Here is a 15,547-nt window from a genome sequence, read left to right on the forward strand (position 1 = left end):
CGTATTATTTTGAGGTGAATTCACTTATGGAATCACTCACCTTTTCCAATGATCGCAAGGCTTCTCGTTTTTTCCTTCACTTCATCAGGATCAACCTTAATACGTGCAACTCCCGTTTCCATTGCTGCTTTAGCCACTGCAGCAGCAACTTCAGGTGCCACACGCGGATCAAATGGTCCTGGAATAACATAATCAGCATTAAGCTCTTCCTCTTTAATCAAGCCTGCAATTGCTTCTACCGCAGCTACCTTCATTTTCTCATTGATATGAGTAGCCCTTACATCCAAAGCACCACGGAAAATTCCTGGGAATGCCAATACATTATTTACCTGGTTAGGAAAATCTGATCTTCCTGTTCCGACTACCATTGCCCCGGCTGCCTTTGCTTCATCAGGCATAATCTCAGGAGTAGGATTAGCCATGGCGAATATAATCGGATCCTGATTCATTGTACTGATCATTTCCGCGGTTAATGCTCCTGCTGCCGATACCCCGATGAATACGTCTGCCCCTTTTATAACATCAGCAAGACTGCCTTTTACATCATCTCGATTTGTATATTTCGCTACTTCATTTTTAATCTCATTCATGCCCTGAGGACGGCCCTCATAAATAGCGCCCTTTGTATCGCACATAATAATGTCGCGGACACCGTAACTATACAGAAGCTTAATAATCGCAATGCCTGCTGCTCCAGCTCCGTTCGCAACAACCTTGATTTCATTCATCTTTTTGCCGGAAAGCTTTAATGCATTCACAAGGCCTGCAACCGTCACGATCGCAGTGCCATGCTGGTCATCATGGAATACAGGGATATTTGTTTCCTTCTTTAAACGCTCCTCTACATAAAAGCAATGAGGAGCAGCAATATCTTCCAGATTCACGCCTCCAAAAGTCGGCTCAAGAAGCTTGACGGTTTCAACAATTTTATCGACGTCTGTAGTGTTCAGACAGATTGGGAAAGCATCTACTCCTGCGAAACTCTTGAATAAGACAGCCTTTCCTTCCATAACAGGCAGAGCAGCTTCAGGTCCAATGTTCCCCAGCCCAAGCACCGCTGTACCATCGGAAACCACCGCGACCATATTGCCTTTCATTGTATACTCATATACAGTCTCAGGCTTATCGTAAATCTCCTTACAAGGCTCAGCGACACCAGGAGAGTAGGCAAGGCTCAAATCTCTCGCATTGCGCACCTGTACTTTTGATTTTGATTCCAATTTCCCCTTATTAACTCTATGCATATGAAGTGCTTCTTCACGTAAGGTCAAAATATTCACTCCTCAATTATCCGCAGCCGGACAGGACTTTGTATATATTAACATAGCATAATGAACCATTTCTAAATGGCCGGATCACCGGCACGAAAACTAATCCGCGCAATAATGGATGCAGGCTCCATAATTTACAGCTGTTTTCTATCTTCTGGATTAGCTTGTTCTAATTTTCCATAGTGGTCAGACCAGTTTATTTTCTTCTTACAAATATACCATAATTGTTATTGTTGTAAAGGGAAACTACTTTAAAATCACGTTATTCTTTCCCAGTAAATTAATTAGCTGGTTTATAAATTCATCCGATGGGTGAACCAGGTCCTCTTCTCCAAGACGAATACTTTTTTGGGAGCTTTCGTAATATAGAACAACCTGTATGGATCCCTCATTTTTCTTAAATAATTCCTTAAGGAAACGCAGATTTTCTGCTGCTTCTTTTTCCTTTGTAATTCGCAGATATAAAACCGGATCCATGTTTTCCATTCTTTCAATAGCTTCCTTTGCAGCCTCAAGGTGCTGCACGATCAGCTGCCTCTTTCCTTCCCGCTCTTCCATTTTCCCTTCCAAAAAAATAATATTTCCCTGAGAACATAGAGCCGAGTAACGATTAAAAATCTTTGGAAATACGACGGCCTCCATGTCCCCGGACTGGTCGCTTAAGGAAAGAAAAGCCATTGGCTCCCCTTTTTTCGTGCGGATTTTCTTTACATCCGACACATATACAACTGCCCTCGCCTTTTTGGATGAAGGTTCAAACTCCAAAAGCGGAACAGCACCCAGCAGGGCAAAATGGGGTTCATAAACTGAAACGGGATGGTCGGATAAATACAGGCCAAGGACTTCTTTTTCGAATTTCAGCTTATCCTCAGGACGTATAGGATCGACTTGAGTATATTTTGGTTTTGGAAAAAATTCATCGTCTTCAAAGAAATCGAACTGATCGTCTTCCGGTTTAACCAGCTGGGCATGTTCTGCAGCAACATCGAGGCTGGCAAGCAGGACAGCTCTGTCTTCACCAAATTCGTCAAAGCTGCCTGAATGGACCAAAGCTTCCAGAACTTTACGATTCACAGCTTTAGTTGATACTCTTATACAGAAATCAAATAAGTCATCAAACCGCTTATTTTTTCTTGCTTGAAAAACATCTTTTAATGCCGCTGCCCCTACCCCTTTAATAGCTGCAAGACTGTATCTGACCGAGTCTTTTTCGACTAAAAAGGAATAGCCGCTTTGATTGATAGAAGGAGAAAGGATGGATAAGCCCATCTGCTTAAGCTCTCGGATATATTGGGCAATTTTCCCTTCATTGCCGATAACTGATGTCAGAAGGGAAGCCATAAAGTGCAGCGGATAATGGGTTTTCAAATATGCAAGCTGGTAAGCTATAAAACTGTAAGCGACAGCATGGCTTCGGTTAAATCCGTAGTTCGCAAAACGTACGATTAAATCATAAATATCATTGGCGGTTTGTTCACTGTATCCTTTTTTTAAGGCCCCGCCTACAAAATGGCTGCGTTCGCGATCAAGCACTTCTTTTTGCTTTTTGCTGACTGCCCGCCGCAGCAAATCTGCCTCTCCCAGCGAGAAGCCTGCCATTTTGGCGGCAATTTGCATAATTTGTTCCTGATAGACAATAACTCCGTAAGTATTTTCAAGAATAGGCTTTAAATCGGGATGGGGGTAAGATACTTCTTGCCGTCCATGCTTTCTGTCGATAAAAAGCGGGATATTTTCCATTGGCCCGGGACGATAAAGCGCATTAACAGCTACAATATCTTCAAAACGGGTTGGCTGCAGCCTGGTCAGGACACTTCTCATCCCTGCTGATTCAAGCTGGAAAATACCCGTTGTGTCCCCTTTTCCAAGAAGGCTATACACAGCTGCATCATCCAGCGGAATCCTTTTGATATCAATTCGTTTACCTGTTTTTCTCTGGATCGAGCTTAAAATATTTTCAATCAATGACAGGTTCCTGAGCCCAAGGAAGTCCATTTTTAATAAGCCGACATCCTCCAGATGCTCCATTGAATATTGAGTCAAATAGACATTTTCATGGCCTCTTTGGATAGGGATCGCCTCTACAAGGGGATGCTCGCTGATGACAACTCCAGCAGCATGTGTAGAGGTATGCCTTGGCAGTCCTTCCAGTTTAAGGGCTGTTTCGAATAGCCTGCGGTTTAAATCAGATTCTTGAGTGAACCTTCTTAATGGTTCTGACTCTTTGTAAGCCCCTTTAAGATTGATACCCAGTTTGGAAGGGATTTTTCTCGACAGAATGTCTAACTCTTTTGGATTTAACCCAAATGCCCTGCCGACATCCCGCAAAGCAGCTTTTGCCGCCAGTGTTCCGAACGTAAGGATCTGGGCAACATGCAGCTCTCCATATTTTTTGGATACATACTGGATTACCTCATCCCTTCTGTGATCCGGAAAATCGATATCAATATCAGGCATGGATATTCTTTCCGGATTAAGGAATCGTTCAAACAGCAGCTTATGCTCGATTGGATCCACATCTGTTATGTACAGTACATAAGCAACCATCGAACCAGCAGCCGATCCCCGCCCAGGGCCGGTTAGAATGCCATTGTTCCTGGCAAATTTCATAAAATCCCAGACAATTAGGAAATAATCGCTGAATTTCATTTCTTTTATTATTTTCAGTTCGTATTTCAAGCGGTCGCTATGTTCTACTTCTGCATCAGGATATCTTTCAGCAAAGCCTTGCCAGCAAATTTCCTCTAATAGCCCATCTGCACCTAAACCTCTTTCAACGGGATACTTCGGAAGGTTCTGTTTGTTCAACTCGAGCATGACGTTGCATTGGTCGGCAATCTTAATGGTATTCTCCAAAGCATCCGGGAATCCGGACAATAACTCTACCATTTCCCGCGAAGTTTTTAAGTAGTATTCATCATTTGCCAGGCGTTCTCTGCCTTCATCCTCCAGCTTCTCCCCATTTTTTATGGCCAGCAGGCATTCATGGGAAAAAGCGTCTTCCTTCTTCAGATAGTAAACACTATTGGCGGCCGCCAGCTCAATTCCCGTTTCTGCTGAGAGCCGGGCCAGGCCTTCCTGAATTATTTTCTCTTCAGGCAATCCATGCTCCTGCAAAGAAAGAAAAAACGAATTTCTTTCAAAAAGCACACTAAAAAGTTCTGCAGTCCGTTTGGCTTTATCGAATTCTCCAGTCTTCAAATATCTCTCAATCTCGCCATCCTGGCCAGGTGTTAAGGCGATTAGACCGCCTGCATAATGCTTTAGCCACTTAACCGGAATTCCTTCCGGTGATTTTGTCTGAACTGTGCTTGTGATTTTTAATAGATTTTGAAACCCTTGCTGGTTTTTAGCCAGAAGGACAATTGGATAAGCCTCGCCTTCATCCGCCTCACTCAGTACATCCACAGTTAAGCCCATAATCGGCTTAATGGATTGCTTTAAGCACTCTTTATAAAAGGCGACCGCACCGTACATGACATTTTTGTCTGTTAAAGCCAGAGCGGGAAATCCCTTTTCCCTGGCACTTAAAACCAGCTGCTCTATTCTTGCTGTGCTGGACAGCAGGCTATAGGCGCTATATACATGAAGGTGAATAAATGACACGTTTCTCACACCCTTAATTTCTCTGCTATTTTTATCGCAGTCTAACGGGCAGTAAGCCCCATTTTAGACTTGAGCAAGTTTCAAAGAATAGATAGGGGCCAACTGCCCGTAAAGGCCCGATTGGTTCCCTAGTGACCAGCGGGGAATAAGGCCTCCCCGCTGATCACAGTTTCACTTTATTATAGAACGCCCGTTTCCAAAAAGAAAATATGTTCTCTTATTATAAAGCTCTGTTAACCCTAGGTGTTGATATCCACTGCAGGCAATCAGCGAACCGCTGTCTTTCTGACGTCGGCGTTCTACGCCTGCGGGGTTCTCCCTGGGTACGCTTTTTCCGCAGGACTCTGAAAAACCATCCTCGAATAAACACAGTACGAAAAAAATACGTATGCATTTTCAAGGAATCTCGCGCCTTCCGTTCCGATCAGCACAGTGATAACTCAACAATTAGCTTTCAAACAACTTTTATAAAGGCGGCTTAAAACATATTTTCCAGAGTTTGTCCATATGATGAAGTATCAAGATAATTCAGGCAGGATTCCCCCCTGCAGTTAGGATGGATGAAATGAAAACCCAGCCTTTTTTTTCTACTCTAATTGAGAGTTACTTCATTGCTCTCGGTGTTTTAATAGGCGGTTCAATCATTGGAGGATTGGCGGCTTTTTTGACGGGCAAGCCGCCTTTGAATGAAATCTTCAAGATTTCCAGCATGATTCGCATTTGGGCCATCATTGCAGCAATCGGAGGCACCTTTGATACAGTTTACAGCTTCGAAAAGGGCGTATTGGATGGACAGACTAAAGATATATTTAAACAGTTTATGTTAATTCTTTCTGCTCTTGGAGGAGCCCAAACCGGTGCCATGCTTATTAACTGGCTGACACAGGAGCATATTTCATCATGAGAATCCCGCCATACTACCGCCTGCCGTCCTGGCAGCGTTTTTTTGCGGGCATGGCTATAGGGGGCATGATAAGCTGGTTTATATTTTTATATATTTTTGGTGAATGGCAGGAAAGATACAGCAAGGAAATCGAGCTGCAAAAGGACGCCATTTATGAATTGGAAAAGGATAAAGAAATTTGGCAGGAGGAATTTAAAAAGCTTAATAAAGAAAACCAGAAAATGCTGACTGTCCAGGATATTACCATTAAAATTGTAAACGGCGAGAAATATAAGCTGGATTCTTTCAGTGTCTTTCAGCTTGAAGATGATATTAAAGAGGACATTAGCATGATGGTGGCCAAAGATATTGATACAGTTTATAAAAGCAGTGAATTGATCAAAAAAATAATAGAAAATAGAACACATAGAGTGAATGAAAAAAGATATCGAGTTGAAGTAAAAGAGATGGTGATTTACACAACAGTTTCGATCGAATTGAATATTATGCTGGATTGAGGCCCGGCCAAAAGCCGGGCAATCCATACTAGTTTTCTTTGCATGTTTCCTCTAAATCTCTTACTACTGAATCCAGTTCATCCCATGAATAAATCGATGCGCCGGCAGCGAGTGGATGGCCCCCGCCTTTATATTTTCTCGCAATCTCATTAATAATCGGGCCTTTTGACCGGAAGCGGACACGGATTTGATCACTTTCCTCAATAAAGAAAACCCACGCTTTTATTCCCTTTACATCGCCAAGGACACTTACAAGAAGGGAAGCTTCCGATGGTAGTGCCTGAAACTCCTCAAGCAGTTCTTTTTTCAGAACCATTATAGCTGCCCCATATTTTTTCACTTCGAAGTTTTGCAGTACATAGCCCTTTAATTTAACGATATTAGCTTTTAACTCATACATTTTATTAAAAAGTTCAGGCCTCGAAAAATTATAGTGAATCAGCTCTCCTGCATAAGCAAATGTTTTTTCTGTTGTGCTTGGATAAAGAAAGCGGCCGGTGTCCCCTACAATGCCAGCAAATAATAGCCTTGCAGCTTCATCAGACATCTTTAGGCCCTGGTCTTTTCCAAAAAGGTAAAATTCATAAATCAATTCACTGGTTGAGCTTGCATCTGTATCGACCCACATCATGTCTCCATATGGATCCATATTCGGATGATGGTCAATTTTAATTAGCTTGTCGCCCTGAGTGTATCTGTCATCACATATACGCTCAGCATTTGCCGTATCACAGACAATTACAAGTGCCTCATTGTATGTATCATCAGGTATTTCATCGAGTCTTCTCATAAAATGAAGTGTTTCTTCTTCCTTGCCTACAGTGAAAATATTTTTTTCAGGAAACGAAGCCTTCAGGATTTCAGCAAGTCCTCCCTGTGATCCGTACGCATCCGGATCGGGACGGACATGCCTATGAATAATGATCGTTTTATATTTTTTAATTTCATCAAGTATCTTTTGTTTCATTGCGCGCTCCTTTTATTCGGAATACTTTATTTTTACCACATCATGGTGAAAAAGAAAAAGAAAACTCAGTACACTTATGGCATTTTTTTAATTAAGCAGGTAGAATAATAAGAGATTGTCGAAACTTGGAGGTTGCGATATGCCTATCTTTGTAATCCTGATCATTCTCTCTTTTTCTTTCTATATTTTCTACAAAATCAAACTCTTCAGAAGCAAGCAGCCGGCTGAAAGACAATGGATCTCAGCGAAGTCTAAAATGGCTCTTGGTGCATTCGTTGCTTTCTTTGGGTTAAATCAGCTGTTTTTATATGATACAGCCACAGCGCTTATTGTCGGTATTATTTTTATCCTTGTTGGAGGATTAAGCATTTGGGGCGGCATAAAAGCCTATAAGTTTTACCTGCCTCACGCAGCAAAAGAGGCTGAGGAAGCAAGGAAGAATTAAAAAGAGTGATGGCAGGCCTATTGCTTAAATTAAAATTTAAAAAAAGCCGTTTCCGATGGGAGCGGCTTTTCTTATGCCCAAAACCTCTGCCGGGCTACATTTTTCAATTAATGCCGGTCAATCAGCTGGCACATCATCATGGCCTTGCCAACGAGGACACCTTCATTAAATACTTCCACATCCACTTTCCCGAATTTGCGTCCTACTTCCAGTACTTTCGGATAGATCTCAAGCATACTGTCGATCTGTACGGGCTTAATGAAATAGATCGTCATATTTTCTACAACCAGGTCCCCTTTTTTATAGCTTCTTAAAACTCTGTTTGCTGCTTCAGAAACGATTGTCGTAAATACTCCATAAGAAATCGTTCCAAGATGATTGGTCATCTGCGGCGTAACTTCACAGCGATAAACATCCTCGCCTTTCGTTTTGCCTCTTGTCAGCACAAGCTGGTTTGTAACGATATCATCAATGGTTTCACCCACTTGCGGCTGGCGCTGAATCATTTGCAGAGCTTTTAGCACATCCTGCCTGCTTACAATCCCTTCCAATTTGTTCGCTTCATCTACAACAGGAAGAAGTTCAATGCCTTCCCAAACCATCATATGGGAGGAAGAAGCTACGCTTGTTTTGCCGCCAACAGTCATTGGGTTTTTGGTCATGACTTTTTCAATAGGCATTCCCGGATCATGGCCCATAATATCCTTGGATGTAACCACTCCCTGAACCTTCAAATTATGGTCGACCACCGGAAAACGGCTATGATTGGTTTCACGGTTGTACTTCAGCCAATCCTCAATAGTGTCAGTCGTTTTTAAGACAATTGCTTCTTGAAGAGGGGTTAAAATGTCCTCCACAAGAACAATTTCTTTTTTAATCAACTGGTCATAAATTGCGCGGTTAATCATTGTCGCGACGGTGAACGTGTCATAGCTGCTTGAGATGACAGGCAGCTGGAGATCGTCAGCCAGCTTCTTAACGTGGTCCTCGGTATCAAACCCGCCTGTTATTAAAACCGCAGCTCCTGCCTTCAATGCCAGTTCATGGGCCTGAGTCCTGTTTCCGACAATCAGCAGGTTTCCGGCATCTGTATACCTCATCATCGCTTCAAGCTTCATGGCCCCAATAACGAACTTGTTCAGCGTTTTGTGGAGGCCGGCTCTTCCGCCCAGGACCTGGCCATCAACAATATTAACAACTTCTGCAAAAGTCAGCTTCTCGATATTCTCTTTCTTTTTGCGTTCTATCCTTATCGTGCCCACACGTTCAATCGTGCTCACATACCCTTTATTTTCTGCATCCTTAATCGCTCTGTAAGCAGTCCCTTCACTAACTGCAAGCGCCTTGGCGATCTGTCTGACTGATATCTTTTCCCCTACCGGCAGTTCATCAATGTATTGTAAAATTTGCTCATGCTTAGTAGCCAAGACTTTCACCCTCTACAAATTATTCCTATATTTTCATTATAAGGGTAAAAAGGCCTTGATACAATTGACTTCGGCATTATTGGCTTTTCCCGCATTGGTTCTCATTCATTCGGAAGACGAAAATGTAAAGAGAGAGAGAAAATCGGATGAGCCAATTTCCGTAAAAGCCCTATTGATGAGCTACAGTGAAATTACCTTTGATTTTTTTAAAGGGTCAGTTGAATTAATCAGGCTCGCAGTGTCGATTTAATTGCAGAGTAAACAAATCATACCGACACTCGAACATGACTAACCGTCAGTGAAATAAAACTCCACTAATGAAAGTCTAACCTTATCTGCTGAACGAGCGGACTCTCTTTTTGGCCATCATTTGACGTGTGCGTTTTTGGGCTGCTTCCGCTTTTTTCGGAGCATACAGCAAAGCAGTCAGATTTCCGGCGATGATAAATAGGGCAAATGCCAGCCAGCTAATTGCGAAAATCCCTTCTGTTCCCCCATTAAAAACGCCAAGCCTTGGCGCAGCATAATAAAGCATCAACCCGCACAGCAGCAGACATAGTAAATATCGATTTTTGTTCATAAGCATCCTCCTTTATAACATCCTCTTTAAAATCTATGCGGACAGGCCAGGAAAATGAGATGTTTTTAGATTGGGGCTGGATTCCGAAAGTATAATACGGTAAATTATTATTTTCGTTGATATGCGGGAGAATTCGTTGATATAATCTGCCATATCATCGATATATTGATTTTTTCGTTGATAAAAATTAATTTTCTTGCTAAATCTCATAGAAAAACGCAGCCTTCCATAGCAGAAGCTGCGTTTTTCCATTATAATTCGATGATTTCTCCTGCTTCGAGCACCTGGCCTGTGCCATTCTCCAGCATGCTTGTGAATTTATGCGGATCTTGCTTGATTGGCGGGAAAGTGTTGAAATGAATCGGCACAACCTTTTTGGCACCCAAAAGCTTGGCAGCGTATGCGGCATCGTCCGGACCCATTGTAAAATTGTCGCCGATCGGCAGGAATGCCAGGTCAATGGGGTGGCGGTCGCCGATTAGTTTCATATCAGAGAAAAGTCCTGTATCCCCTGCATGGTAAATCGTTTTTCCTTCTAAAGTAATGAGTACGCCTGCAGGCATTCCCAGGTAAATGATCTCATTATTTTCAGTCTCAAGGCCTGTTCCATGGAATGCAGGTGTTAGCTTTACTCTTCCAAAATCGAAATCATAGCCCCCGCCGATAGACATGCCATGTGCATTAACTCCCTGCCAGCCTAAGTAAGTGGCAAGCTCAAAATTGGCAATGACAAGAGAGTCATTGCGTTTTGCCAGTTCAATCGTGTCACCAAGATGGTCACCATGTCCATGTGTAACAATGATAACATCAGGTTTCTGCTCATCCGCTTTTAAATCTGTCAGTCCATTGCCTGTAATAAATGGGTCGATTAAAATTGTTTTTCCCTGTGATTCAATTTTAACAACTGAATGGCCGTGGTACGATACTTTCATTTTAAAACTCCTCTCAAAAATCATGTTATGTAATTTTACTTCAACGAAAAACGGGTTAATCCTGCCTCCAATTTAAATATATACCCTAATTAATAGCCTTTAAAAAGTTTACTTTTTCTTATTTAGTTGCTACTCTCAAGGTAACAGTACAGAAGGAGGTTCATTATGAACAACAGATTGCAGAAACTATCACAGTGGATGAAGGATAATGATATACAAGTCAGCTTTGTGACATCTCCAGATAATGTCTTTTATTTAAGCGGTTTTTTAAGCGATCCGCACGAGCGCTTGCTTGGGCTGGCCGTTTTTCAGGAGGAAGAGCCTTTCCTTGTATGCCCGGCCATGGAAAAAGAGGATGCCAAACATGCTGGCTGGAGCCACGAAATCATTGGTTACAGCGATATCCAAAATCCATGGGAATATATTCAGAAATCCATATATAGCAGAATAGGAAAAGTGGAAAAAGCAGCTATCGAAAAAGAACATATGAATGTAGAACGATATGAAGCAATTTCAAATCTGTTCAGCGGAGCAGCATTTGTTTCAGCAGAAGAAAAACTCAGGAAGCTTCGAATGGTCAAAGACGAAAAGGAATTGGAAATCATTCGCGAAGCCTGTTCATTGGCTGACTTTGCCATCGAAACAGGCTGTGCTGAAATCCAGGAAGGAAAAACAGAGCTTGAGGTTTTAGCTGCTGTTGAATATGCTTTAAAGAAAAAAGGCGTAAACGAAATGTCTTTTTCTACAATGGTGCTTACAGGTGCAAATGGAGCTTCCCCGCATGGAACACCTGGAATGACCAAAATCCAAAAAGGGGATTTAGTGCTTTTTGACCTGGGTGTTGTCTGGAATGGATACTGTTCAGATATCACAAGAACCGTTGCATACGGTGATATTAACGATAAACAAAAGGAGATTTATGATACCGTTTTAAAGGCACAGCTTGCGGCTGTTGAAGCAAGTAAGCCGGGAGCGCCTTGTTCTGAAATAGACTTAACGGCAAGGAATCTGATTTCAGAAGCCGGCTATGGAGATTATTTTCCACACCGATTGGGCCATGGACTTGGTGTAAGCGTCCATGAATACCCTTCATTAACCGAAACTAATTCACTTCTGCTTGAGGAAGGCATGGTTTTCACGATTGAACCAGGCATCTATGTTCCAGGCGTTGCCGGCGTCCGGATTGAAGACGACCTTGCCGTAACAGCAGATGGAGTCGAAATTCTGACCAAGTTCCCGAAAGAACTTCAAATTATCAGGTAGGCGATGAAAATCAAATACGATCTTGAAAAAGGGATTTTTTTTGTGGATGTAAAAGAATACGAAGGAAATATAACCGATCCAGCAGGATGCCGATGTCTATTCGGATCCATATGATGCCACACTCTGCAACGAGTGAAAAGAAAGTGCATGCAGTGATCCCTCATGGGGACTACTGTTCAACCCGCCCAGAGAAACCCATAAAAAAATCCGGAGTTTTAAGACTCCGGATTTTTTCATTCATTGCTGCACCAGCTGCGTCCCGGTATCTGAATAGTCAAGCTTATGTGCTTCGGCTACTGCTTTGTATGTCACATAGCCGTTCAATGTGTTAATGCCCTTCATTAGTGCCTCGTTCTCCAAGCATGCCTGCTTGTAGCCTTTATTGGCAATTTGAACTGCATACGGGACCGTTACATTTGTCAATGCAAGTGTCGATGTGCGTGGAACAGCACCAGGCATATTTGCAACAGCATAATGGACTACACCATGCTTTTCGTAGGTTGGATTATCATGTGTTGTAATTTTGTCAGTTGTTTCAAAAATCCCGCCCTGGTCAATAGCAATATCCACAACAACAGATCCGGAGCTCATTGTCTTGATCATTTCCTCTGTTACGAGCTTTGGCGCTTTTGCCCCGGGAATCAGGACAGCCCCTATCACTAGGTCAGACTCCTTAACAGCTTCCGCAATGTTGAAAGGATTTGATATTAGTGTTGTCACTTCTTTTCCGAAAATATCATCAAGCTGGCGAAGACGTTCAGGGTTTAGATCGATAATCGTAACCTTCGCCCCAAGGCCAATGGCCATTTTTGCCGCATTGGTTCCCGCGACACCACCTCCGATAATTGTTACTTTTCCGCGATGGACACCCGGTACCCCCGATAACAGAATTCCTTTTCCTCCGTATACCTTTTCTAAAAATTGTGCCCCTACCTGGGCTGCCATCCTCCCGGCTACTTCACTCATTGGAGTCAGCAAGGGTAGTGTCCGATTTGGAAGTTGGACGGTTTCATAGGCAATGCCAGCCACTTTTTTCTCGATCAAAGCCCGTGTCAGTTCAGGTTCTGCAGCCAAATGTAAATATGTAAACAGAATTAACCCTTCACGGAAATAGGCATATTCAACTGGAAGCGGCTCTTTTACCTTCATAACCATCTCCATTGACCACGCTTCTTCTGCAGTTTGAACAATTTTTGCCCCTGCATTTACATAGTCTTCATCGAGAAAACCCGAACCTGTTCCTGCACCAGTTTCAATATAAACCTCGTGCCCAAAGTGGATTAGGTTTACCACGCCAGCTGGCGTCATAGCTACCCTGTTCTCATTGTTTTTTACTTCTTTCGGTACCCCGATACGCATGATGCATACCTCCTGTAAAATAGATTCTTTATCCACTTATTTGGCTTTTCTATCGGAAAATATACCAGAGGGGCAAAAATATAGCCCTTTCCGGAATGTCCTCAGGTAAAATGAAATCAATGTATTTTAAGAAAGGAATTTTCCTATGCCATCTTCCGACAAAAAGCAGTCAACCACATTTTCATCCATAGAAAGATTCGGTCTGGAGGCGTTCCTGCCGAATTAAAAACGACCAAATGGTATGATTATTTTTATTTGCAGGCGGCTTTTTCCATTAATTCCGGAAACTTTCTTGTTCCCGCGCTCGCTGTTTTGACGGGCGGACTCTCATTTTTTGCGGCTGTTGCATCAACGATTATGGGGGCTGCCGCGGCCTTCCTTTTTGTGTCTTTGTTGTCACTGCCTGGCTCCAGGCATGGAATACCAGCACAGTTTGCCATTAGATCCATACTTGGCAATGCTGGGGCACGGTATATCTCTTCTCCTATCCGATCGGTTACGTCCCTTTATTGGTTCTCTGTCCAGACAATCGGCGGATCTGCAGTCCTGATCAGTTTGCTGGAGAAAGCTTTTGAAATAAGGCTGCCGTTAGCGCTTGTATCGGTATTTCTGGCAGGATTGATGAGTTTGCTTGCCCTGATTGGATTTGATGCAGTCAAGAAAGCTATAAAATATTTTATGCCATTTTTAATCATTGGGCAGGTTGTCCTTTTTGTACTTTTTATAAAAGAACTTTCGAGTACCCAATCTTTTGGCTCCTTATCGCATTCTCAATGGAGCTTTGGATCGTTCTTTCTGTATTCATCTCTTGTTTTTATTCAATATGTTTCCGGTGCGAGTGCATCTTCCGATATGGCCCGTTATGCGGCATCAGCAAAAGGAGCCTTTTGGGGATTGTTTGCCGGCAACACATTGGGCTTCTCCATTACTGCTATACTAGGAGCTTTATCCGCGTCTCAATTCGGTGAATGGAATCCCTTTGTTTCAGCTGGCAGCCTTGCGTCTTCCAGCTGGGTATTGCTGCTCATTTTTATTTGTGCCATGACATCCATGCTTTCGATAAACATGAACAATGCCTATACAGGTGGATTTAGCCTATTAAATATCTTTCAAAACCTGGGCAGAGTAAAAAGTACACTTATATTCGGAGCTGCTGCTGTTGTTCTCAGCTGTTTACCTGCAGTTGTGAATAAAGCACAGGAATATATATCCATGCTCGGTATTTTTATTATTCCGATTTCCGCTGTTATCATAGCAGACTTTATATTCGTAAAAAAAGGCACTCTTTCAGAAGAACATCTAACAAAGCTGTTTATCAGCCAATCTGATCAGAACCGAGAAGGACTTATGTCGATCATTTTCGGCGCACTGATATATCTTGCCCTGCCCGATCTTATCTCACCCGGATTCATCTCATTTTTCTTAACTGGTTTAGGATATTTTATTTTTCACAGATATGGAAGATTAAAAGATCGCCGCCAATTAAAAAGACAACAAAAGCTGTCATCGTAATGACAGCTTTTTGGAATCTTCTTTATTGTAATCTTCCTTCATTGCGTTCATGTGCTTCCATGTCAAAATCCGCGTTCGACTGGTCAATAACACCGCTGTTATAAGCATTCATAATTTGCGCGCTTACCTCATTGGTACCCTGCTCATCGTATAAATATGGTGACTGTGCTTTCGGTTCCCGCTTTTCCATGTCATCTGCTCCTTTTAAAGAATTTTTCATCGGCTTTACTATTGTTCGATGTTTTGTAACAGATATTCACATTTGGCAGCTGTATAATATAGGTAAAGGAGGAGATTAAAATGGGCATGAAGTATAAGAACATATTAGTCGCCGTAGATGGTTCAACTGAAGCAGAATGGGCGTTTAAAAAAGCAATTGAAATCGCTAAACGGAATAATGCCTCTATGGTTTTGGCACATATTATTGATACCCGCACTTTTGCCACTGTAGAAGCTTATGACCGCACGATTGCTGAAAGAGCTGACCGCTTTGCAACTGAATTAATGGAAAAATATAAAAGAATAGCAGTGGAAGCTGGCATTGAAAATGTAAGGTTTGAAATCGATTACGGTTCTCCAAAAGTGAAGATTCCAAAAGATGTTGCCAGAAAGCATAACGTGGACTTAATCATTTGCGGTGCTACCGGCATGAATGCAGTTGAACGATTCCTGATTGGAAGTGTTTCTGAACATATTACCCGCTATGCCCGCTGTGATGTCCTCGTTGTAAGAACGGATAAAGAAGATGAGTAGGCCTTATATAGAAGAAAGGACGCTGTTTTAA

At 42.4% G+C, this 15,547-nt stretch carries 15 protein-coding genes; 7 read left to right on the forward strand and 8 right to left on the reverse strand.

From position 1 onward, the window contains the following. Window positions 1–32 precede the first annotated feature (32 nt). Together DFO73_RS18905 and dnaE are read right to left on the reverse strand one after the other, a co-directional pair. Window positions 33–1,271: an NAD(P)-dependent malic enzyme gene (locus DFO73_RS18905; RefSeq protein ID WP_110066274.1), complete on the reverse strand. Its 1,239-nt coding sequence runs from the start codon at window positions 1,269–1,271 to the stop codon at window positions 33–35. A 246-nt stretch (window positions 1,272–1,517) separates the two neighbouring features. Next, window positions 1,518–4,877, reverse strand: coding sequence for a DNA polymerase III subunit alpha (gene dnaE / locus DFO73_RS18910; protein ID WP_110066275.1), 3,360 nt, complete (start codon window positions 4,875–4,877; stop codon window positions 1,518–1,520). 565 nt (window positions 4,878–5,442) lie between these two features. On the opposite strand from dnaE, the gene DFO73_RS18915 reads away from it, so the two are divergent. Next, window positions 5,443–5,781, forward strand: coding sequence for a YtrH family sporulation protein (locus DFO73_RS18915; protein ID WP_110066276.1), 339 nt, complete (start codon window positions 5,443–5,445; stop codon window positions 5,779–5,781). Further along, the gene (gene ytrI / locus DFO73_RS18920; RefSeq protein ID WP_110066277.1) at window positions 5,778–6,278 is read left to right on the forward strand and encodes a sporulation membrane protein YtrI; all 501 of its coding nucleotides are present in this window, start codon (window positions 5,778–5,780) and stop codon (window positions 6,276–6,278) included. Before DFO73_RS18915 ends, ytrI begins: the two co-directional genes overlap by 4 nt. A gap of 28 nt (window positions 6,279–6,306) precedes the next feature. Here the strand turns inward: ytrI and DFO73_RS18925 are convergent, their stop codons facing one another. Beyond that, window positions 6,307–7,245 (reverse strand): DHH family phosphoesterase, encoded by a 939-nt coding sequence (locus DFO73_RS18925; protein WP_110066278.1) that lies wholly within the window; start codon window positions 7,243–7,245, stop codon window positions 6,307–6,309. A gap of 139 nt (window positions 7,246–7,384) precedes the next feature. Between DFO73_RS18925 and DFO73_RS18930 the strand changes: the two genes are divergently transcribed. Next, window positions 7,385–7,690: a YtpI family protein gene (locus DFO73_RS18930; RefSeq protein WP_110066279.1), complete on the forward strand. Its 306-nt coding sequence runs from the start codon at window positions 7,385–7,387 to the stop codon at window positions 7,688–7,690. Between the two features lie 107 nt (window positions 7,691–7,797). On the opposite strand, the gene DFO73_RS18935 is transcribed toward DFO73_RS18930, so the two are convergent. Then, window positions 7,798–9,117, reverse strand: coding sequence for a CBS domain-containing protein (locus tag DFO73_RS18935; protein ID WP_110066280.1), 1,320 nt, complete (start codon window positions 9,115–9,117; stop codon window positions 7,798–7,800). Window positions 9,118–9,172: 55 nt separating this feature from the next. Between DFO73_RS18935 and DFO73_RS28315 the strand changes: the two genes are divergently transcribed. Then, complete coding sequence (locus DFO73_RS28315) at window positions 9,173–9,367, forward strand: hypothetical protein (RefSeq protein WP_142669537.1); 195 nt, start codon at window positions 9,173–9,175, stop codon at window positions 9,365–9,367. Between the two features lie 81 nt (window positions 9,368–9,448). On the opposite strand, the gene DFO73_RS18940 is transcribed toward DFO73_RS28315, so the two are convergent. After that, window positions 9,449–9,697, reverse strand: coding sequence for a hypothetical protein (locus tag DFO73_RS18940; RefSeq protein WP_110066281.1), 249 nt, complete (start codon window positions 9,695–9,697; stop codon window positions 9,449–9,451). 251 nt (window positions 9,698–9,948) lie between these two features. Next, window positions 9,949–10,629: a metal-dependent hydrolase gene (locus tag DFO73_RS18950; protein ID WP_110066283.1), complete on the reverse strand. Its 681-nt coding sequence runs from the start codon at window positions 10,627–10,629 to the stop codon at window positions 9,949–9,951. 165 nt (window positions 10,630–10,794) lie between these two features. Between DFO73_RS18950 and DFO73_RS18955 the strand changes: the two genes are divergently transcribed. Next, window positions 10,795–11,892, forward strand: coding sequence for a M24 family metallopeptidase (locus DFO73_RS18955; protein WP_110066284.1), 1,098 nt, complete (start codon window positions 10,795–10,797; stop codon window positions 11,890–11,892). A 237-nt stretch (window positions 11,893–12,129) separates the two neighbouring features. On the opposite strand, the gene ald is transcribed toward DFO73_RS18955, so the two are convergent. After that, entirely contained in the window at window positions 12,130–13,251 is a 1,122-nt protein-coding gene (gene ald, locus DFO73_RS18960) for an alanine dehydrogenase (RefSeq protein ID WP_110066285.1), read from the reverse strand. Window positions 13,252–13,506: 255 nt separating this feature from the next. Between ald and DFO73_RS18965 the strand changes: the two genes are divergently transcribed. Further along, entirely contained in the window at window positions 13,507–14,763 is a 1,257-nt protein-coding gene (locus DFO73_RS18965) for a purine-cytosine permease family protein (protein WP_258309602.1), read from the forward strand. Window positions 14,764–14,785: 22 nt separating this feature from the next. Here DFO73_RS18965 and DFO73_RS28800 read toward each other — a convergent pair whose 3' ends face one another. Continuing rightward, on the reverse strand, window positions 14,786–14,953 hold the full coding sequence (locus DFO73_RS28800) for a hypothetical protein (RefSeq protein WP_181396065.1): 168 nt from the start codon (window positions 14,951–14,953) through the stop codon (window positions 14,786–14,788). Between the two features lie 110 nt (window positions 14,954–15,063). Between DFO73_RS28800 and DFO73_RS18970 the strand changes: the two genes are divergently transcribed. Beyond that, window positions 15,064–15,516 carry a universal stress protein gene (locus DFO73_RS18970; RefSeq protein WP_110066286.1) on the forward strand — a complete coding sequence of 151 codons (453 nt, stop codon included), beginning with the start codon at window positions 15,064–15,066 and terminating at the stop codon, window positions 15,514–15,516. Window positions 15,517–15,547 lie beyond the last annotated feature (31 nt).

The organism is Cytobacillus oceanisediminis, assembly GCF_003182355.1.
Taxonomy (GTDB): domain Bacteria; phylum Bacillota; class Bacilli; order Bacillales; family Cytobacillaceae; genus Cytobacillus; species Cytobacillus oceanisediminis_A.